Annotated in this window: 23 protein-coding genes and 1 pseudogene; 12 read left to right on the top strand and 12 right to left on the bottom strand. The window is 47.5% G+C overall.

What is annotated here, in order from left to right:
- Nucleotides 1-40 precede the first annotated feature (40 nt).
- The 3 genes from ACP26N_RS08395 to ACP26N_RS08385 all read right to left on the bottom strand — a co-directional run bounded on the left by ACP26N_RS08395 (nt 41) and on the right by ACP26N_RS08385 (nt 1,696).
- Nucleotides 41-733, bottom strand: a complete 693-nt coding sequence (locus tag ACP26N_RS08395; RefSeq protein ID WP_131972655.1) for an ABC transporter ATP-binding protein — start codon at nt 731-733, stop codon at nt 41-43.
- Between the two features lie 92 nt (nt 734-825).
- Nucleotides 826-1,224, bottom strand: coding sequence for a hypothetical protein (locus ACP26N_RS08390; RefSeq protein WP_131972656.1), 399 nt, complete (start codon nt 1,222-1,224; stop codon nt 826-828).
- 55 nt (nt 1,225-1,279) lie between these two features.
- On the bottom strand, nt 1,280-1,696 hold the full coding sequence (locus tag ACP26N_RS08385) for an Rrf2 family transcriptional regulator (protein WP_426353511.1): 417 nt from the start codon (nt 1,694-1,696) through the stop codon (nt 1,280-1,282).
- A 127-nt stretch (nt 1,697-1,823) separates the two neighbouring features.
- On the opposite strand from ACP26N_RS08385, the gene ACP26N_RS08380 reads away from it, so the two are divergent.
- The 3 genes from ACP26N_RS08380 (at nt 1,824) to ACP26N_RS08370 (ending at nt 3,834) form a co-directional block, all read left to right on the top strand.
- Entirely contained in the window at nt 1,824-2,450 is a 627-nt protein-coding gene (locus ACP26N_RS08380; RefSeq protein ID WP_131972658.1) for an NAD(P)-dependent oxidoreductase, read from the top strand.
- 258 nt (nt 2,451-2,708) lie between these two features.
- Nucleotides 2,709-3,251 carry a recombinase family protein gene (locus ACP26N_RS08375; protein WP_131972659.1) on the top strand — a complete coding sequence of 181 codons (543 nt, stop codon included), beginning with the start codon at nt 2,709-2,711 and terminating at the stop codon, nt 3,249-3,251.
- Nucleotides 3,252-3,309: 58 nt separating this feature from the next.
- Entirely contained in the window at nt 3,310-3,834 is a 525-nt protein-coding gene (locus ACP26N_RS08370; protein ID WP_131972660.1) for a DUF4256 domain-containing protein, read from the top strand.
- A gap of 46 nt (nt 3,835-3,880) precedes the next feature.
- Here ACP26N_RS08370 and ACP26N_RS08365 read toward each other — a convergent pair whose 3' ends face one another.
- The gene (locus tag ACP26N_RS08365; protein ID WP_426353510.1) at nt 3,881-4,489 is read right to left on the bottom strand and encodes a transcriptional regulator; all 609 of its coding nucleotides are present in this window, start codon (nt 4,487-4,489) and stop codon (nt 3,881-3,883) included.
- Between the two features lie 366 nt (nt 4,490-4,855).
- Here ACP26N_RS08365 and ACP26N_RS08360 point away from each other — a divergent pair, with 366 nt between their 5' ends.
- The 5 genes and pseudogenes from ACP26N_RS08360 to ACP26N_RS08340 all read left to right on the top strand — a co-directional run bounded on the left by ACP26N_RS08360 (nt 4,856) and on the right by ACP26N_RS08340 (nt 9,205).
- Nucleotides 4,856-5,746 carry an ABC transporter ATP-binding protein gene (locus ACP26N_RS08360; RefSeq protein ID WP_426353509.1) on the top strand — a complete coding sequence of 297 codons (891 nt, stop codon included), beginning with the start codon at nt 4,856-4,858 and terminating at the stop codon, nt 5,744-5,746.
- Complete coding sequence (locus ACP26N_RS08355; RefSeq protein ID WP_426353507.1) at nt 5,743-6,507, top strand: ABC transporter permease; 765 nt, start codon at nt 5,743-5,745, stop codon at nt 6,505-6,507. Before ACP26N_RS08360 ends, ACP26N_RS08355 begins: the two co-directional genes overlap by 4 nt.
- A gap of 198 nt (nt 6,508-6,705) precedes the next feature.
- A pseudogene (locus ACP26N_RS08350) lies at nt 6,706-6,876 on the top strand (DUF4256 domain-containing protein); the annotation flags it as partial.
- 108 nt (nt 6,877-6,984) lie between these two features.
- Nucleotides 6,985-8,016 carry a serine hydrolase domain-containing protein gene (locus ACP26N_RS08345; protein WP_426355405.1) on the top strand — a complete coding sequence of 344 codons (1,032 nt, stop codon included), beginning with the start codon at nt 6,985-6,987 and terminating at the stop codon, nt 8,014-8,016.
- Nucleotides 8,017-8,362: 346 nt separating this feature from the next.
- Nucleotides 8,363-9,205, top strand: coding sequence for a sensor domain-containing diguanylate cyclase (locus tag ACP26N_RS08340; RefSeq protein WP_165871616.1), 843 nt, complete (start codon nt 8,363-8,365; stop codon nt 9,203-9,205).
- An 11-nt stretch (nt 9,206-9,216) separates the two neighbouring features.
- Here the strand turns inward: ACP26N_RS08340 and ACP26N_RS08335 are convergent, their stop codons facing one another.
- Nucleotides 9,217-10,116 (bottom strand): alpha/beta fold hydrolase, encoded by a 900-nt coding sequence (locus ACP26N_RS08335; RefSeq protein WP_426353505.1) that lies wholly within the window; start codon nt 10,114-10,116, stop codon nt 9,217-9,219.
- A 305-nt stretch (nt 10,117-10,421) separates the two neighbouring features.
- Between ACP26N_RS08335 and ACP26N_RS08330 the strand changes: the two genes are divergently transcribed.
- Both ACP26N_RS08330 and ACP26N_RS08325 read left to right on the top strand, forming a co-directional pair.
- Nucleotides 10,422-10,799, top strand: coding sequence for an HAD family hydrolase (locus ACP26N_RS08330; protein WP_426353504.1), 378 nt, complete (start codon nt 10,422-10,424; stop codon nt 10,797-10,799).
- Entirely contained in the window at nt 10,796-11,191 is a 396-nt protein-coding gene (locus ACP26N_RS08325; RefSeq protein WP_426353502.1) for a GNAT family N-acetyltransferase, read from the top strand. Before ACP26N_RS08330 ends, ACP26N_RS08325 begins: the two co-directional genes overlap by 4 nt.
- 6 nt (nt 11,192-11,197) lie before the next feature.
- Here the strand turns inward: ACP26N_RS08325 and ACP26N_RS08320 are convergent, their stop codons facing one another.
- Complete coding sequence (locus tag ACP26N_RS08320; RefSeq protein WP_426353500.1) at nt 11,198-12,037, bottom strand: hypothetical protein; 840 nt, start codon at nt 12,035-12,037, stop codon at nt 11,198-11,200.
- The gene (locus ACP26N_RS08315) at nt 12,034-12,561 is read right to left on the bottom strand and encodes an RNA polymerase sigma factor (RefSeq protein ID WP_426353498.1); all 528 of its coding nucleotides are present in this window, start codon (nt 12,559-12,561) and stop codon (nt 12,034-12,036) included. The genes ACP26N_RS08320 and ACP26N_RS08315 overlap by 4 nt, the downstream gene beginning before the upstream one ends.
- A gap of 95 nt (nt 12,562-12,656) precedes the next feature.
- Here ACP26N_RS08315 and ACP26N_RS08310 point away from each other — a divergent pair, with 95 nt between their 5' ends.
- Nucleotides 12,657-13,061 (top strand): group-specific protein, encoded by a 405-nt coding sequence (locus tag ACP26N_RS08310; protein ID WP_426353497.1) that lies wholly within the window; start codon nt 12,657-12,659, stop codon nt 13,059-13,061.
- Nucleotides 13,058-13,588, top strand: a complete 531-nt coding sequence (locus tag ACP26N_RS08305) for an AAA family ATPase (RefSeq protein WP_426353496.1) — start codon at nt 13,058-13,060, stop codon at nt 13,586-13,588. Before ACP26N_RS08310 ends, ACP26N_RS08305 begins: the two co-directional genes overlap by 4 nt.
- Before the next feature lie 9 nt (nt 13,589-13,597).
- On the opposite strand, the gene ACP26N_RS08300 is transcribed toward ACP26N_RS08305, so the two are convergent.
- From ACP26N_RS08300 to ACP26N_RS08280, 5 genes are read right to left on the bottom strand one after another with little or no spacing between them, the layout of a single operon-like run.
- Nucleotides 13,598-14,917, bottom strand: coding sequence for a HAMP domain-containing sensor histidine kinase (locus tag ACP26N_RS08300; RefSeq protein ID WP_426353494.1), 1,320 nt, complete (start codon nt 14,915-14,917; stop codon nt 13,598-13,600).
- Complete coding sequence (locus ACP26N_RS08295; protein ID WP_131972674.1) at nt 14,914-15,585, bottom strand: response regulator transcription factor; 672 nt, start codon at nt 15,583-15,585, stop codon at nt 14,914-14,916. The genes ACP26N_RS08300 and ACP26N_RS08295 overlap by 4 nt, the downstream gene beginning before the upstream one ends.
- 12 nt (nt 15,586-15,597) lie before the next feature.
- Nucleotides 15,598-16,743: an ABC transporter permease gene (locus ACP26N_RS08290; protein ID WP_426353493.1), complete on the bottom strand. Its 1,146-nt coding sequence runs from the start codon at nt 16,741-16,743 to the stop codon at nt 15,598-15,600.
- Nucleotides 16,740-17,420: an ABC transporter ATP-binding protein gene (locus ACP26N_RS08285; protein WP_165871619.1), complete on the bottom strand. Its 681-nt coding sequence runs from the start codon at nt 17,418-17,420 to the stop codon at nt 16,740-16,742. The genes ACP26N_RS08290 and ACP26N_RS08285 overlap by 4 nt, the downstream gene beginning before the upstream one ends.
- Nucleotides 17,420-18,280 carry an HlyD family secretion protein gene (locus ACP26N_RS08280; protein WP_131972677.1) on the bottom strand — a complete coding sequence of 287 codons (861 nt, stop codon included), beginning with the start codon at nt 18,278-18,280 and terminating at the stop codon, nt 17,420-17,422. The genes ACP26N_RS08285 and ACP26N_RS08280 overlap by 1 nt, the downstream gene beginning before the upstream one ends.
- Nucleotides 18,281-18,357 lie beyond the last annotated feature (77 nt).

Genomic DNA, 18,357 nt, shown 5'->3' with positions numbered 1-18,357 from the left:
CAGTGTACGCGGTCGCTGCGGTGAATTCAAAAAGAAGGGATCAGGCGCGGACGAGCCGGCGGTCTTCGATGATCAGACCGTCCCGCATTTCGATTTTGCGGTCGGCCCGTTCGGCGAGAGCGGGATCGTGGGTGACGAACAGGACACCGCAACCCTTCTCTTCATTCAAAGTGCGCAACAGGCTAAAAATGATTTCACCGGTTTCGGTATCGAGATTGCCGGTCGGTTCGTCCGCCAGCAACCATTTCGGTTCGTGGACGAGGGCCCGGGCGACGGCGACCCGCTGTTGCTGACCGCCGGATAACTGCGACGGGAGTGAACCGGCTTTATCCGCCAGTCCGACTTTCTCGAGCAGCGACAAGGCCCGCTCTTTTTTATCGTACGTCACTTTCCGCCCGAATAACGGCGCCATGACGTTTTCGAGCGCGGTCAGTGTCGGAATCAGATGGAACTGTTGAAAGATGAAGCCGACGTTCTCAAACCGGAAATCGGACAGTTCTTTGCTCTTGAGCTGATGAATCGCTTGATCGCCGTATGACAGCGTGCCGCTCGTCGGACGGTCAAGTGTCCCGATCAAGCTGAGCAATGTCGATTTTCCGGAGCCGGACGGACCGATGATCGAAATGAAGTCCCCGCCATCAAGCGTCAGATTAATATCCGACAAGGCATGGGTCTCGATGCCGTCACCGGTAAAGGATTTTCCGAGTTGCCGGCAAATGAATGTAGCTTGCATGCGTGTTCTCCCCCTTTAAATGTAGCTGTCTACCTGTTTCTCCTTTTTATTGGGAATTCCTGCAAAAAAACCTTCTTTTCAGAAGGTCAGCGTCAAGAAGACATCGAAGGGTGATTCGTCGACGATTTTTTTAAGTACATCCATTCATACGGGACGATATAAAACAGACAGGCCAGTGTCGCGAAGCGGACGATTCCGCTTAAGTTTTGCCGGGACTCGACAAAAGTCTCCTGACCGAAATAATCATAAAATCCGACGAACAATAAAATCGTAAAGACACCGGCCGTCAAATAGATCAAACAGCGTAAGGAGAACGGATACTGCCTTGTAATGAAGAGCATCGGCAAACCGACGGCAAATGTAAACAAGGTCGTCGCGAACGTACCGAACTGATATAAAAACTCATTTTCGACATTCGTTAAAAAGGCATACGCAGTGAACAATAAAAAGGATCCAATTGCACTGACGGCTGAATAACTGATCAGTCGCATCTTGACATTTCTCCTTTCAAAAGTGAAGGCGTTTTCATGAAAAGACAGACCAGCATCATCTTGCCTGAACAAGACGATGGAGGATATCGGATAAGGTTTCGTTCCCGAGTTCGGCTTCAAGCGCCTGTTGGGCACGTATGAAGGACTGGTTGAGGGTCGATTGGATGTCGCGGCCGACCGGACAGGCAGGATTCGGCTGATCATGGATTGAGAATAACGTCTCTTTCGGTTCGACTGCCCGGTAAATCATCAATAATGTGATGTCATGCGGATCTTTCTTCAACGTCGCCCCGGTTTTTCCGGCGACCGTCGAAAGCAATCCGGCTTGGCGTAACGATCCGATCAAGCGACGGATGACGACCGGATTGGTATTGACACTTCCGGCGATATAATCAGAAGACAAGGCTTGGTCCGGATGTGTCGCGATCAAGGCCAGGATATGAACAGAAACCGCAAGTCGGCTATTAATCATTTGTTTCACCACCAATGCATTTATTTTAATGAGCATCCCCTTTAATGTCAATTGCCTTGACAATAATAGATTCTGTAACTAAAATAATTACATGTACAGCTACATACAAATAAAGGAGGCGTTTTTGGTGAAGGTTGCCATCATTGGAGCGAGTGGAAAAGCAGGACGGGTTATCTTAGAGGAGTTGGCAGAACGGGGTCACGCCTTGACGGCCATCGTCCGTGATGCGACACGGACGAAACATGATACGGTGCTGGAACGCAATGCGTTTGAGCTGACGACGGAGGAATTGGCGGATTTTGATGTCGTCATCAATGCCTTTGGAGCGTCACCCGGAAATGAGCACCAGCATGTTGATTTAGGACGGCATTTGATTGATCAATTACGCGGCAATTCGACCCGTCTGATTGTGGTCGGAGGAGCCGGCAGTCTGTACGTCGATCAAGAAAAAACGGCCCGTCTGGCAGATACGCCGGACTTTCCGTCCGCTTACCTGCCGACAGCGAAAAATCAGGCGAAAAATCTGGAAGATTTGCAACAGACTGTCGATCTACACTGGACGTTCATCAGCCCGGCCGCCTTCTTTGATCCGGAAGGGCCACGGACCGGTAAGTATCAATTGGCGCAGGATGTCTTGACGCTGAATGCTGCGGGTGACAGTTACATCAGTTATGCCGATTATGCCGTTGCTTTAGCGGATGAAGTCGAGCATCATCGCCATGATAAGGAACGGATTTCTGTTGTATCCGCTTAATGGATTGCCGACGTTCTCGTCTGACGAGGACGTTTTTATTGTATTAAAAATCAGGTCATGCAGAAAGTGTTCTTGTCGTTTATTTCTCCACCGCTTCCTGTATAATACCCCACCTTTCTTCTCGTCCAGGTTTCCCTTATACTAGGAAGTGACAGATAAACACCGGCTGGATGAATCTTGAATACGAGTTTCATCTAGAACAGATCCGCGTATTCTTTTCATCGCAGCAGGTATTTTGATTCGAGCGAGGAGAACATTATGATTGTTGGTTACATGCGCCCCTATTTTGAAGATCCAACGTGTGAGAAGCAAGCCGAGGCACTTAAGACCTATGAAACCGATCAAGTAAGGATCGAGGAGCACAGTTCCTCGAAACGACGTTACGTGCTTGATCAATTGTTAGAAGATATCAGACCGGGTGACATCATCCTTGTCTCTCATTTGTATGTGTTGGCGGATTCGACGCGTCACCTGATCGAAGTGTTGAACGCTTTGGATACGAAGCAAGCCTACCTCTTGTCAATCCGGGAAGACATTGACACCCGGCAGGCCCTGAACCAGTCGTTCCGTGACATCGTCCAGCATCTCGTGGCCCTCCAAAGTGACGTCGTCAGCATGGCGACCCGCGAAGGACTGTCGAAAGCAAAAGAGCTCGGCAAACAGACGGGACGCCCGCGAAAGCCGGATGAAAACGTCAAACGAGCAATCGACATGTATCAAAGTAAACAGTACAGTCTGTCCGAAATTCGGGAGCAAACGGGCATCAGCAAAAGTACCCTCTACCGTTATTTGGAAAAATGATGTACATTTAATACATCTTCTAGAGAAAATAAACTAGCTATCGAAAGGCGGAAAGAACATGGATCAAGCGACGTTGATTGACATCCTCCATCACCGGTTCACGGATCATCCTGACCGGCATCCCGCTGTGAAGTGGGATGATATCGTGTCCCGGTTATCCCCGGAAATGCTCCATTCCCTTGACTGGATGGAACAGACCGGCGGTGAACCGGATATCGTAACAGTGCCAAATGGCCAATGGGTTTTCGTTGATTGTGCAGCGGAAAGTCCATCGGGTCGCCGCAGCTTATGTTATGACGAGGCTGCACTGGAAAAGCGGAAGAAAAATAAGCCTGTCGGCAATGCCGTCGCGGAAGCCACTGCGCACGGTGTCGCCTTGTTGACAGAAGACCTCTATCGTCACCTGCAAACGATTCAACCGTTCGATGTAAAGACGTCGAGCTGGATTGAGACACCGGAGTCCATCCGGGCGCAAGGCGGCGCGTTATACTGCGACCGGCGGTATGATCATGTTTTCGTGTACCACAATGGAGCCGACTCGTATTATGCCAACCGCGGTTTTCGGACGTACTTCACGCTTTGAACGGTAAAAAGCAGTACTCACTTATGATAGTGGGTACTTCTTTTGTTTACGGGATGATAACTAGCGAGACAGTTCTTTTATTTTCATTGTCTTCTTTTTCCATTGATAATGCATAGTATTTTTCTAATAATGTAGCAAGTTCTGACTGGAATGAATGAAACGTTTCATCTGGTAAATTTAACTTAACCAATGAAAATGTTGCTTTATCCGCTGAATCGGTTGTAATTAGCTTCTCATGATAATTTTTATAGTTTTGTAAAATGTACATAAAATAGAACGAGACAAAATTAACCTTCTCCTCATATGTCGCTGAAGCCCAGTCCTCATCTTTAATTTTGTATCCGGATGTATTCAATGCATAAATTTTTTCTTCGACTTTTCCGACACGTTGAAGCCTAACCACTTTCAATAAAGAATCTTGAAGCATCGCGTTCACATGGCGATATAGCGTAGCTTGTGGAACATCTGAGAGTAACTTATTCAGTTGCATAATGGATAATCCATTATCACGGTCAATTAATTCCAATGCAATTTTGAACCTGATTTGATTTTTAAATAAATCTAAATTCATTTTATCTATCCTTTCGTTAAACAGTATATTTGTTACGTCACCTTGTCCTGATAGTCTCTTTTTTAAAATATCATCTTGTGCCAACTGTTTTTGGCTATCCCTGCTACATGAACATACCATATGTCTACATGATGTTTAAAATTTCATTGAGTCCATAAAAAGTAAAAAACTAGTTGACTTATTAATTATCATTATTGATAATGATAATAGAAAGAGGTGATTAAATGAACACAAGTATCACACCTTTATTAGAAATCGATTGGCTTCAACTACTTCCTCTGATTCTCCCCATTCTTTTCCTAAATGTATTGTTGATTGGAATCACCCTCTTCGATTGGTATAAAAGAAAAAATCAAATTGTTCTGCCTTACTTGTGGCTATGGATCATTGTCAGTATGCAAATGGTTGGTCCAATTCTCTACTTGATGATAGGAAGGAGAAACGTCCGTCATGATTACGATTCATAATCTGCATAAAACGATTGATAAACAAAAGATTCTCGATGGGATCAATCTTTCGATTGAGGATAACGAATGTATCGGATTGCTTGGCCCAAATGGCGCAGGCAAAACAACGCTGATCAAATGTCTGATGGGAATCCTTTCGTATGAATCAGGCGATATTACATTTCATTCTCAGCCAATTGAAGTTTATAAAAAACAGATCGGTTACTTATCTCAATACACAGATTTCAAACCGTGGATGACTTGCCAAGAGTCACTGTTCTTTTTTGGAAAATTGTCCGGCATAAAAAAAGATATCTTGAAGAATCGCATTTCAGAAACTTTAAAGGAAGTTGGTCTTCAGGACAAACAAGACGTTCAGGTGGAACAATTATCGGGAGGGATGAAACAACGTCTCGGAATTGCGCAAGCCATCTTGCATGAGCCCCGGTTTTTAATTTTAGACGAACCTGTCGCCTCCCTAGATCCAATCGGCCGAAATGAAATTCGAAAGTTAATCGGTCGTTTGAAGCAACGGATGACGATTTTGTTATCGACGCATATACTGCATGATACCCAAGATATTTGTGACCGTTATGTCATCATGAAAAACGGTCGTATCATCAAACACCTATTCCAAAAGGATCAAACAATTAATCCTAAACAGTTACGCATCAAGTTCAGGGATGCTGTACATGTAGATCAAATACGGGAATTTTTCCCATCCGTCATTGTGGAAAAGTTATCAGCCGCCACATTCCTCATCACTGGAACACAAGCGTTTGACCTAAAGAAAGTCTTAACCGTCTGTTCTCTAAAACACATTGACCTGATATCAATTGGTTTCCATGAAATAGGACTAGAAGATGTGTTTCTCGAACTGGCGGCGGATTTATGAACCATTTAGCGACGCTTGTGCGGGTAGAATTAACGGAGGCTGCAAAGGAATATAAATACGTTTGGTTAACGGTTTTTTTTGTTCTACTTGGTTTAACCCAACCTTTGATTAATCTGTATATGGACATCATTTTGCAACAGTTAGGCGGTTCGATTGGAGTCATCCTGGATCCGAACAAGCTAGATCCCACTCCAAGTGAAATTTTTTTATCAACAATCTCTGGTCAATTTGATCAAATCGGTCTGATCATCCTGCTGATCAGCTTCATGGGACTGATTGCAACGGACCGTCAAAACGGGATGCAGGATTTTATTCTGACACGCCCGGTATCCATACATTGTTATGTATATGCCAAACTGATCGCCCATTGGTTCATCAGTATGTTCAGTATCGGATTTGGAATCCTGACATCCTATATCTGCACGGTATACTTATTCGGTTCGTTCTCGATTACAAAACTGATTTTATTTTCTGTTCTATACAGCATATGGATTCTTTACCTGACCAGTCTTGTCATTGTGATTAGCGTCTATGTAAAGCATCAGGTTTTGATTGCTGTTTCAGCCATCGGAATCAGCTTTTTCCTCCTGCTCATCAAGAACGTTGATCTTGCGTTTTCCGATTTGTTACCCTCGTCCATCTTAAACGTGGCGGAACATCAACTAGTGGCAACGTATGATGTTTCCTATTTAAGTATCGTCTCTTGTCTGGTATTGATTTTTTTCAACTTACTATGGGCTAGCAAAAAGCTGAAAAATTGACTGTCTTCCTATCTGTCGTCTCAAGGTTACGAAAATACGGTACCCGCTTTGGCAGGTGCCGCATTTGATATTTTTAGGACTTCCAGAAATTAAAATGGGATTTTTTTGTATATTTAAATTCGGTTGTTTACTATACTTTAATGTATCTCATTTTACAGATCATTCCATTGTTGAATCAAAAGAATACATACATAAGGCATAGGTAAATTTGATTTGAAGAAATCCGGCTGAATCGAGACGCTGGAATCGATTCGGACAAAAGATGGCGTCCTTTTTTGCGACCGGCGGTATCAGCACGTTTTTGTCTATCACAATGGAGCGGACTCCTATTATGCCAATCGGGGGTTTCGGACGTATCTAGTGCTTTAAGTCTTAAGAAATGGGTTAGAGCAGATGGATTTTATAGCTTTATTCTAATTGTTAAGAGACACAAACTTGGAGACTAATTCATCAAAAGGCGAAAGGAGCATTGTTCATTTGCACCCTTCCTATCAAAAGCTGCTTTCCTACGTAAGTGAGATTAAGCATCTAAATCATAGCAGTGCTGCAGCGGTAGTTATCATGCAGAATGATCAAATCATTTTAGAACATTATGAAGGAGTTCACGGTAACGAAAATTCGAATTTGATTGGTATAGATTCCATGTTCAATATTGCTTCCGCTCGTAAAAGTTATTTAGCGTTAGCAATTGGTTATGCGTTGTATGAAAAAAAAATTCACAGTCTTGATGATTGTGTCTCGAAATACTTGAAAAACTACGATCAACAGATTTTTCAAGGAATGACCATTCGGCATCTGGTCACCCACTCACATGGTTTAGATGAACGAGATGACGGATCGATTTACAGGGAGTTCGCTGCAGGTGAAAGTTGGGCCTACCGTGGAATCAATATCCGGATTATCACGGAACTGTTTAAGTATCTATATGGCTATGATTTCACTCAATTATTGAAGGAGCGCGTCTTCACTCCATTAGGATTTAAATCTACCGAATGGTCAACAGAGGAGTCGGAAGCTTTGGTCAAAGTCATCGATGACCCTGAGCAGAAGGCAACGTTCCAGTTGTACCCGTATGATGACGGAATGGGTTCAAATCTGCACACGACTGCAAAAGAATTTGCGTTATGGGGAAATCTTCATTTAAATATGGGACGTCATGACGGAATTCAAGTTGTTCCGGAAGAAGTCATTCGAATCTGTACATCCATTCAAAGTCTTCAGTACGATGATGGACGACTTCCTGCCAATGGATTGTTTTGGTACGTGCAAGACGAAGCAAAGGAAAGAAGTGAGATAGGAGAACGTGTTCCAAAGGGTTCTTATCAAATTCTTGGAAACACTGGTCCACTCTTACTCGTAGTACCCGAAAGTCAGCTTGTTGTTGTGAGGATGTATAATAAACGGTATAACTATGGCGGTAAGAACTATCTCCACTATCTTCGTGAGTTTAGTAATAGAGCCTCGGACGCGTTTGCGATTCCGACATGCTCAAAAATGCATCGACTATGAACACAAAAAAGTCAGCAAAACAGTTCGTATTTTGCTGACTTTTTTGTCGTGGAATGAGAAAATCTTTTATCTTTCCAGAAAGCGTCACCTTGCTGATCAATATACTCCTATCGCTCAATATAATATCAAGAAAGTAAATATGTGAATTGTCATTTTTTGTATGTATTATTCAAGGCATTTGCTATAATTTAGTGTGTTCTATTAGCATCTCATCTACATTATTACGCATACATACGTTTTGATACGAGCTGAAGCATTAAAAATAAGGCAGGTGAAGCTTTTGTTGTGGTTTGGAATGACAATTGGGATTGGATTGACCCTCCTATGTTGTTGGATATTCAAAAAGATGCGTCCGCTGTCTCTACCTTCGACGATTGCCGCATTCGGGAACCATTCCAAAGACATCATGTATATCTTTGAAGTCAGACCGGTCTATCGCTTTCGTTATATCAGTCCTTCTCTCGATGAACATATCGGTGTTGGAACGGTTGAAGCGAGTTATGCCGACCCGTCCGATTGTTTCGACCGGATTCATCCGGATGATCTCGAGATTTTAATGTCGAAAATCTCGGGTAACTGCAACTACGATGAACCGTTCCTGCAACGCTGGCGGACGAATGACGGTACATATATTTGGTTTGAAGAATATACGACTCCGATTTATGAGAACGGCGAAATCGTTGCCGTTCAAGGTGTGATCCGGAACATGAATGCAGCGAAGGCCAAACAGCAGGAACTCGAGCAACTGTGTCAACGCGATACGTTGACCGGTCTCTACAATCGCCATGCATTCGACTGCTTGATCGAAGAGAAGATATCCTCTGAAGCCATTCCGTTGGGTGTCCTCACGCTGGATCTGAATGATTTAAAACGGGTCAATGACCGGTTTGGTCATATCGCAGGTGATGCGTTGCTCCAACAGACGGCCCTTTGCTTAAGCCGTTTCAGCCAAGAAGCGTTCCGTCTCGGGGGAGATGAATTCGTCATCGTCTGCCAGGGGTACACGGAACAGCAGTGTCGCCATTTAATGGAACAATTACGGAGCGAGTTCCTCAAACATGACCTGTCGATTGCCGTTGGGTTTGCGTATGATGAAGCAACAACCGATGTAGTAACCGTGTTTCAAAAAGCGGATCAAGCGATGTACAGTGAGAAGCAGCGGACTAAATCACTGGTTGGACTGAACTAAGATGCTCCGTTTCATTGCAACACGTCCTTTACTGGAGTGTGGTCGAGCTGTCGGATTGCCGCGATGACAAGTTCCGGTCGGTCGAGGTGAACGGCATGGCCTGCTCCTTCAGCAAACCGAATCGTTGCCGTTTTTGTCAGGTTCGCCTGTCGTAATATGAGTTGATGCCACGTCTCTTCCAGCTGACGAACTTCCGTTTCCGGTAATCCGTCCTGCAGTCCTTCGGCAATGGCTTGCCTCTGGTCCCGTCCGATGACAATCAGCGGCAAGTCGGGAAACGTGTTTCTTTTTATCCGTTGTGCATCCATTTTCCAGTGTGTGACTTCGGTCGCCATCATCGCATACAGTGCCGGTTCGGTTTGGAAGTCAAGCAATGCCGACTGAATCGTCTTCGGTAATCGATGTTGCGCCGGCGTCAGTACCGGTTGAACCAAACGACGCAACTGATCGTTCGTTTGTGTCGCATAATACCGGCATTGTTTGATCCAAGTGGCATCGGATGACAGGGTGTCAAGCTCCGGTGTATCAAGAGTATCCAGTTCGTGTAAGTCAACCGACGTCGAATCGACCAAAAGCAACCCTTTTAATTGATCGGGATGACGGATCGCAAACTCTTGCGCAATCAGTCCCCCGTAGGAATGGCCGACCAGGAGAATCGGTTCGTCTACGTTGCAATGGGTCAATAGTGTCTTTAGTTGTTGAACAGCGTGACTGGTCCGGTGAACCCCGTCCCCTTCCCGCCATGAATGCCGGTGGAAGCTGAGCACCCGGTTGGTTGTTTGAAGTGTTTGGACAATCTCATACCATTCATGATAGGAACAGCCCATTCCGGTCAAAATCACGATGGGTGTTCCGGCTGTTTGTGTATCCAGATACTGTACTGGGTTAAATGAAGATGTTTTTGTTTGCATGTGATTCTCCTTGTGCAATCAGTTTAACGAAATAGACGAATATAGATATTGATGTTCTGTACAGATGTAAGATATCCTGTCTAAGTATTTCAATAAATTTTATGTCAACATTACGGTGATTGAAATATATATAATGAATAGGAGTTGCTATTTCATGACCCTCTCCGCTGTTTTATTTAACCTCGACGGGACGTTACTTGATCGTACGACTTCTTTGCAGCTCTTTTTGAAATCTCAACATGCTCGTCTGATTGCGCCCGTTTCAACTTGTCCACTTGACGCTTATCAAACCCTCTTTTTGACCTTTGACCAAAACGGTCTCGTCTCGCCTTGGGCTCATAACGAACGGTCGGAGTGACTTGCAACGATCGGTCATCGCCCACCATCAATTGCAGACATTTTTTGATCCGATCCTGATTTCGGAAGAAGTTGGTCTTGCGAAACCCGATCCCGCTTTGTTCCTCCGTCCCGTACAAGACTGGGGAGTCACACCGGAACAGGTCCTGTTTATCGGGGATCATCCACTGCATGATATCAAAGGAGCAGAAGCAGTTGGCATGACGGCGGTATTAAAAAGTAATCAACCGGTCGTCAATAGTCCGTCCTCCTACACTGTGAACGATTGGTCGGAACTCGAACCCATTCTCATCCAACTTAATTCAGAAAGAAGGTCACGCTCATGACAACTACTTACCAGATTCGACCATACCAAGATCAGGACTTCCCCGCCATTCAGCGCTTAAATGCTGCGGAAGGCTGGAACCAGCTCGTCCGTCTCCATGAACGGACCCAACTCGCTTGGCAACACTCAAACGCTGCGCTTGTCGTCGAACATGCGGGGGAGGTCATAGGTTATGTCCGCGGAATGACAGACACTCAGGTCACGTTGTACATCTGTGAATTACTGATTGATGCTGAATTCCGGGGGCAAGGTATCGCGCAACAGCTGTTCGCCCGTCTTCATGACTGGTATCCGACGACCCGGATCGAAGTGCTTGCGTCAAGCAGCTCGGAAAGTTTTTACCGCGGTCAGGCGTTCCGCCCGTTTTACGGCTTTCGGAAGTCCTTTGAGTAATTAGTGTTACTGGTTCAAATGCTCCCAGACATCATCAAATACTGGCCCGTTGACGGCAAAGTAAAGGTCGAGCGGTTCATAATAAACATAGCCTTCACGAATCAACCGGAATTGGTTCGTCACCCCGTCTGCCATCGTCACGTTCAGAATCCGCAGATCGGTGTCATTTTGATACTCGACGACATCCGCCGCAAGATCCGACTCGCGTAACGGAACCGCCTTGCTCAATTCAGCAAATAATTGACGCAGCCGGGATCCTGCGGAAATCGGTTCCGAGTTGGTCGATTCCCATGTCGAGAACGTTTGATAATTAGCACGAAGAATTGTCTGTTGCAGGTGAAGCTGTTGGAAATAATCCGGACGGAATGTCGACCGGTCCAGCACGCGGACGATTTCAGCCCCGTCCTCCTGTCCGACCGCGAGCAGTCGGATCGCGGGATCATATCCTTTTACGACGTAAATCGTATAATTCTCTAGATTCGATCCAAGTGATTGCTTGACGTTAACGGCTTCCGCGCCTTCGGTCCAGGTATTTTTGGAGACACCTAACTTTTGTCCACGCAACTGAAACTCCGTTTCTTCGGCGATTGTCGTATCACTTTGCAGGTATATCGCTTTCTGGTAGACAAGTCCTGGAATCATCGAGGCGGTCGATTGGTCGATCGGCGGCTGGATCCAGGATTCAATCCGATCATATTGCAACAGACCGATCAGCAGACTAGCTGCTAAAATCAGTTGCGGTAAACGATGTTTCCGTTTTTTCCGGCGGAGTCCCTGCTCCATCCGGGCGTGAACGGTATCCGGTACGGGAATGTCTTTTAATGCTGTCTCAAGTTGCTGTTTCATCCGGACTCTCCTCCTTTCGCTTGATGGCGTTGTAGTTTTTGAATCGCCCGGTATAACGTACTTTTCACCGTACTGATCGGAATGTCGAGTAAACCAGCAATTTCCTGAAAGGAATAATCGGCTTGATACCGTAACGTGACTAACGACCGTTCCTTGACATCGAGTCGTTCAAGTAAATCAGTCAGGTACAGTTGATCAACGACCACATGTTCAAACGACGGGATTTGCGGCTCACCCCTATCCTGTGCCGTATCGTTTGTCCAGACCAGCACTTGGTATTTCTTAAGATGATCGAGTGCTGCATTGATCGTGATCCGGGTCAGCCAAGTCTTAAAATAGGTGACATCCTGCAGTGACTTTAGGTACTTCCAGGCGCGAAAAGCGACTTCCTGCACGTTTTCAAGCGCTTCCTGCTCGTGTTTTAAATACAGATACGACATCCGGTAAATATAGCGTTCTTCGGCATATAACGCTGCGAGAAACACATCATCCGTCCAACTCCCGGCGATTTTTTTACGGAACACGGCACTCCTCCCTTTCCTTTCTATATCATTAGACTGATTATGTACCATTTTAGTTTCAAAAATCTGTAAAAAATATAAGACAGGGGGATCTTCAAATGAATTTTTACACGGCTAGTAGCTTCCGTAACATCGAAGACGTCCGTTTCATAAACGACCAACTGATCAAGCGAGGTCATCACCTGACGTACGACTGGACACAATCGGAACGGGTAGAAACAGTGGCAGAGCTGAACCGAATTGGACAACTGGAACTGGACGCCGTTCAGGCAAGTGATTATTTGATTTTGGTCCTGCCTGCCGGTAAAGGCAGCCACGTCGAGCTCGGGATTGCTCTGACTGTCCAGATTCCGGTGTTCCTTTGTATGCTCGATTCGACGAGTTGGACCGGTTCGGAAGCGAGCACGTTTTATCATGTCTGTGATGTCAGACCGTGCTTCGGTCAGGTCAATGACTGGGTCCGGACCATCCTCGACGCGATGGCTGAGCGGACAGTCCAATGAGACGCGTCGTTCTTCTGACCGTCGGCAAGACACATGCCGGAAAATCATCGTTTGCCGACCGCTTGTCCCGGTTGTATCCATCGTTTCTTGTCATTGATCAAGACGTGCATGCCCGTTTCCTGAACACCCATTATCAAAAATTGTTACCGCTCGACGGTCCAAACCGCCTAAAGCATCAACTGACGGATACGATTGTCGAACATGCACGTCTTCAGTCTGACCTGGATCTGATTGTCTGCAATGCCAATCTGACAAAAAAACAGCGCATCCGCTTGTTGCAACAGTTTCCAAAGGACCAGTTCCGGACGATTCTCGTTCACTTTGACCTTGCCGAAGAAGTCCTGTTGGCGCGGGTTGCCGCTTCACAAAAAATCGGGCGGAAATCCGCGGTGCAGAAGATTACCGGCAGATCTTGTCCCGTCAACGATTGGAACGTCCTGAACCGGATCCGTACGCAAACCGACATCGAGTCTTTTCTGCAGGACACTGCCTGGTTCATGAATAAGGAGTCGAAAGGACCTGTTTGAGCAAACGGCTCAAGCAGGTCCTTTTTGCGGTATTTGAATTTTGGCAGACGTTCCTTGACCGGGGGTGCTGTCAAGAGTCACTGTCCCGCCGTGTAATTCGACGATCCGTTTGACAATCGACAAACCAAGTCCGTGACCATCCGTTGTCCGTGAGGTCTCGCCCTGATAAAAACGGTCAAACACGAATGGGAGTTCCGCCGCCGAAATGCCTTTTCCTTGATCGATGATGGTCAACGTCACATCCGTTGCTTTTGTCAGCCGAATCGACAGGACGCCGTTTGCAGGTGAGAAAAAGACCGCATTTTGCAGAAGATTGAGTAAAACCTGTTGCATCAGTTCCTCTTCCCAGACGACCGTCACTTCCGCCAACTCGAGATCGAGGATCAGATGTTTGTCTGTCCATTGGGATTCCAGTAACAGCAAAGCACGACGGACCTGCTCATCAAAACGATAGGCTTTCCGCTGGATGATTGACTGGTGATCAAGCCGCGATAACCGGACAAGATTCGAGGTCAGGCGGGACAGACGGTCACTTTCCTGTGCGATGATCCGGATGTAATGCTGTTGCTTGTCTTCCGGAAGACCGGGCTGTGCCAGTAACCGGCTGAACCCGTGGATCGATGCGATCGGTGTCTTCAGTTCATGGGAAATCGCCGCCGCCAAATCTTTTGCCAAATACTCGTTTCGTTGCAAGGCGACGGTCATCTGGTTAAAGTTCTGAATCAAGTTCGCGACTTCATCACTCCCCTGATCCGGAATCTGAATATCGTAGTTGCCTTGCGTCACTTCAACAGCAGCTTCACTGATCCGTTTGATCCGTCGGGTCACGAGCCGGACGGCAAACCAGGTCAGGAAGAAGGCGACGGCAATCGTCAGACCGATTCCAAACAAGGACGAGTTGCGAATACTTGAGACAAGGTCCTGGTCCGGGTTCGGTGTCGCCACCAAGTAACGTTCGCCGACCTGCCGAATATGAAGCGGGCGCTCCGAAAAGGTTCCGGCGACAGCCACTTCTCCTTTCCGGCGAAGCGTCTCTGTTTCAGTTTCAGACAGTGAAACCATCGTTTGTAAACGGTCGGCCGAGACTTCCGTCGTCTCGATCACCGATTGTTCGACGTAGCGGCTGGCTGAAGCGAAGGACAGTTCTTGTTCGACCATCAACCGTTCGACGGTACTCGTCCGTTCCGCCAGTTGTTGTGCGACGTCTTGGCGGACCGAATCGAATTGGAAAAAGAACGTCGCCCCGAGCGGAATCAATAACGGCAACAGCAGCAAGCCAAACAAGATGAGGAAAAACCGACCGGAGATCGACTGGAAAAACGGCTTCATAACACGACCCCTTTGTAGCCGAGTCCCCAGACCGTCTCGATCGTGAAGGCTTGGTAATGACTGAATTTATCCCGTAACCGTTTGACATGGACATCAACCGTCCGGCTGTCACTTTCAACATCGTATCCCCAAATCTCATCCATTAACTGTTGGCGTGTGAAAATCTGTTTCGGTTGGGACAACAGACGATAGAGCAATTGAAATTCCTTTTGCGGTAACGTAAGTTCGCCGTCCGGTGTGACGACGGTCGCATCCCGCATCCGTAACGTCAACGTCTTCACAACAAGTTCCTGTGTCGCGACGATTTTCGATCGCCGAAGCAAAGCATGAATCCGTAACAGCCATTCATCAAGGTCGACCGGCTTGACCAGATAATCATCGACGCCGGTCACGAATCCTGCTTCCTTATCAGCAAACGTATCGAGGACCGTCAGCATCAAAATCGGCAGATCATAACCGGCTTGGCGCAACGCATGGACGAGTTCGATGCCCGAGACATGCGGCATCATGACGTCCGTGACCAGCAGATCAATGTGTTGTTCGTCAAAGCAGGCAAGCGCTTGTGCTCCGTCTGCGGCTTCGATCGTCCGGAATCCTGCCGCACGTAAAGTCTCGCCTAACAGGTACCGGACATGTGGATCATCTTCTGCAATCAGGATGGTAACCATCCCACACCTCCTTTACGCATTGCGCAGGGCTTCAATCGGATGGAGCAACGACGCTTTTCGAGCGGGCGCATATCCGAAGACGACCCCGACGAGCATTGAAAAACCGGCTGCGAGGAGCAACGTCCCGACGGAAATCGTAAACGTCGTTCCGATCAACAGACTGACGAGATAAGCCAGACCGACCCCGACGATGATGCCGATCCCACCACCCATTAAGGATAATAAGATCGACTCGAGTAAAAATTGGAGCCGAATCGCCCGCGGTCGTGCGCCGAGTGCTTTGCGCAGACCGATTTCCGTCGTCCGCTCCGTGACCGAGACGAGCATCATGTTCATGATTCCGATGCCGCCGACAAACAAGGAAATCGAGGCGATCCCGGTCAACAGCAACGATAACATCGTATTGATTTGATCAATTGAATCGAGGGCTTCATCAAGACTGACGATTGTATAGCGGTCTTCTTGTTCATTATAGAATTGATACATTTTCGCTGACAGATCCCGTTTGACGGTCGCGACGTCGGCCGACTCCTTCTTGAAGACATCAACTTGTTGCACCGTGTCGATGTCAAGCGTCCGCAGTGCCGTCGTATACGGAATCACGACTTCCTCCGAGTCGGCATCACTCACGCCGATGACCTGATACGTCAAACCGTTCAGGAACAGCGACTGTCCGACCGGTTCCTGTCCCGGAAAAAGTGTCCGGGCGACGGACGGACTGATGACGGCGACGACGGTTTCCTGCTCGACATCAGCAATCGTGATTTCTCTCCCCTGCGTGACATCGGCCGACTCCTGATAATAGATGTGATTGCGGCCGCTGATCGTCACGTCATCGAGTCGGGCGTCTGCCGACCGCACCGATAATTGAGTCGTCAACGTCGGGGAAATACCGCGTGTCCCGTCGACTTGATTTAACTCTTCCAGTTGCCCTTGGGATAATCCTGCTTTTAACGGAGACGTCGTTGTTTGAATCGTCAATTTGTTGGCCCCGAACGTCGAGACTTCGGCATTGATCGAGGCCGTCGCCCCGTTGACGATTGAAATCAGGGCGATGATCGAAGCGACACCGATGATGACGCCGAGTGTCGTCAAAAAGGACCGCATTTTATGGTGGACGATATTCGTCCAGGCCATCCGAAAGGTTTCGCGTATCATGGATGACTCGCCTCCTGTACCTGTCCGTCTTCAATCCGGACGATTCGTTTCGCCTGTTTCGCAATCGTAATGTCGTGGGTGATCATGACGATTGTTTTCCCTTCATCCGCCAATTCCTGAAACAAGCCCATGATTTGCTGGCCGGTCTTTTGGTCGAGTGCACCGGTCGGTTCATCCGCCAGCAGCAGCGTCGGTTTCGTGACGAGTGCCCGGGCAATCGCGACCCGTTGCTGTTGCCCGCCGGACAACTGATGCGGATAGACACTCCCCTTTTCCCCGAGTCCGACCCGGGTCAGCAAATCGACCGATCGCTGGCGTCGTTCTTTTGGCGAGACACCCGCATAAATCAGCGGCAACTCGATGTTTTGCAAAACCGTCAATCGCGGTAAGAGTTGGAACTGTTGAAAGATGAAGCCGACTTCCTGATTCCGGATTCGGGCAAGTTCATCTTCTGACAGTTGACTGACATCCTGGTGTTGCAGATGATAGTTGCCGCTCGACGGGATGTCGAGACAGCCGATGATGTTCATCAAGGTCGACTTACCGGATCCCGACGGACCGAGGATCGTCACGTATTCCCCGGCCTCGATCGATAAATCCACATCTCTCAAGACCGTTTGTCGGTTATCGCCTGCTCCGTAAGCTTTCGTAATCTGTTTCAACTCGACGACGGCCATTACGATGCACCTCCCGGAGGAGTCGGTAACAGACCTGAACTGCCTTGTTCGGTCGGCAACACGATATAGTCATCAACGGACAGACCTTGTTTGATTTCAATGTCTTGCCCGTCCGTCACTCCGGTCGTGATGAACCGGCGGACAACTTCGCCTTCTTCTTCGACGTAGACGTACGGACGGTCATTTTCCGTATACTCGACGACATCGAGTGACAAGACGGCCGCCTCCTTGACCAATTGTTTGTTGATGCGGGCCTCGACGGTCATGCCGACACGCAGTTGGTCCGGCTCATCGATCGTGACGTCCGCCGTGAAATACGATAATCCATTTTCCATGACCGCTTCTTTACCGACCGATTCCACTGTACCGTCTACCATTTCATCCAAGCCGTTTACACGCAACTCAACCGACTGATCTTGTTTGAGGCGATGGATATCCTGTTCGTCGACCTTCAGTTGAACGGTCAAGTCTCTGTAGTCCGTAATGACAGCGAGTGACGTGTTGGGTCCGTAACTAGCGTTTGGTTCAACTTCAAGCTTGGCGATCTCACCCGTGATCGGGGCTTGATACGTTTTGCCACTCACGCTTGAAAACAAAGTGTCCCCCGCTTTGACTTGTTGTCCGACTTTAACCTCGACCGCCTTAACTTCGACCAGCTCATTACTGACGACCGTACTACGCTTATCGGCCATGACTTGACCCGTGAAATGATAATACGTCTGCAATGTTTTTTGTTTGACTTGCTCCCGTTTTAATCCATCCGCTGACGATTGTTGCTCCATCGCTGCGACACCGGCTGTCCCGATCAGCAGGAGGACTAGCAATCCGATCCACCATTTTCGTTTTTTTGTCTGCTTCATCTGTATGTTCCTCCCTTGTCTTGAATACTCATACTGTAGAAGGAAGTTATGAACCAATTATGAATTCCGGTGGCGTT

The sequence above is a fragment of the Exiguobacterium sp. R-39 genome (assembly GCF_049942815.1).
GTDB lineage: Bacteria > Bacillota > Bacilli > Exiguobacteriales > Exiguobacteriaceae > Exiguobacterium_A.
This window is presented reverse-complemented; position numbering and strand designations above follow the sequence as displayed.

What these genes read in the sequence shown, in the direction of transcription:
- ACP26N_RS08280 (WP_131972677.1), bottom strand. Translation starts at nt 18,280, where the DNA reads ATGAAGCAGACAAAAAAACGAAAATGGTGGATCGGATTGCTAGTCCTC.
- ACP26N_RS08325 (WP_426353502.1), top strand. Translation starts at nt 10,796, where the DNA reads ATGACAACTACTTACCAGATTCGACCATACCAAGATCAGGACTTCCCC.
- ACP26N_RS08295 (WP_131972674.1), bottom strand. Translation starts at nt 15,585, where the DNA reads ATGGTTACCATCCTGATTGCAGAAGATGATCCACATGTCCGGTACCTG.
- ACP26N_RS08355 (WP_426353507.1), top strand. Translation starts at nt 5,743, where the DNA reads ATGAACCATTTAGCGACGCTTGTGCGGGTAGAATTAACGGAGGCTGCA.
- ACP26N_RS08385 (WP_426353511.1), bottom strand. Translation starts at nt 1,696, where the DNA reads ATGATTAATAGCCGACTTGCGGTTTCTGTTCATATCCTGGCCTTGATC.
- ACP26N_RS08375 (WP_131972659.1), top strand. Translation starts at nt 2,709, where the DNA reads ATGATTGTTGGTTACATGCGCCCCTATTTTGAAGATCCAACGTGTGAG.
- ACP26N_RS08360 (WP_426353509.1), top strand. Translation starts at nt 4,856, where the DNA reads ATGATTACGATTCATAATCTGCATAAAACGATTGATAAACAAAAGATT.
- ACP26N_RS08340 (WP_165871616.1), top strand. Translation starts at nt 8,363, where the DNA reads ATGCGTCCGCTGTCTCTACCTTCGACGATTGCCGCATTCGGGAACCAT.
- ACP26N_RS08390 (WP_131972656.1), bottom strand. Translation starts at nt 1,224, where the DNA reads ATGCGACTGATCAGTTATTCAGCCGTCAGTGCAATTGGATCCTTTTTA.
- ACP26N_RS08370 (WP_131972660.1), top strand. Translation starts at nt 3,310, where the DNA reads ATGGATCAAGCGACGTTGATTGACATCCTCCATCACCGGTTCACGGAT.
- ACP26N_RS08285 (WP_165871619.1), bottom strand. Translation starts at nt 17,420, where the DNA reads ATGGCCGTCGTCGAGTTGAAACAGATTACGAAAGCTTACGGAGCAGGC.
- ACP26N_RS08320 (WP_426353500.1), bottom strand. Translation starts at nt 12,037, where the DNA reads ATGAAACAGCAACTTGAGACAGCATTAAAAGACATTCCCGTACCGGAT.
- ACP26N_RS08310 (WP_426353497.1), top strand. Translation starts at nt 12,657, where the DNA reads ATGAATTTTTACACGGCTAGTAGCTTCCGTAACATCGAAGACGTCCGT.
- ACP26N_RS08300 (WP_426353494.1), bottom strand. Translation starts at nt 14,917, where the DNA reads ATGAAGCCGTTTTTCCAGTCGATCTCCGGTCGGTTTTTCCTCATCTTG.
- ACP26N_RS08335 (WP_426353505.1), bottom strand. Translation starts at nt 10,116, where the DNA reads ATGCAAACAAAAACATCTTCATTTAACCCAGTACAGTATCTGGATACA.
- ACP26N_RS08305 (WP_426353496.1), top strand. Translation starts at nt 13,058, where the DNA reads ATGAGACGCGTCGTTCTTCTGACCGTCGGCAAGACACATGCCGGAAAA.
- ACP26N_RS08395 (WP_131972655.1), bottom strand. Translation starts at nt 733, where the DNA reads ATGCAAGCTACATTCATTTGCCGGCAACTCGGAAAATCCTTTACCGGT.
- ACP26N_RS08290 (WP_426353493.1), bottom strand. Translation starts at nt 16,743, where the DNA reads ATGATACGCGAAACCTTTCGGATGGCCTGGACGAATATCGTCCACCAT.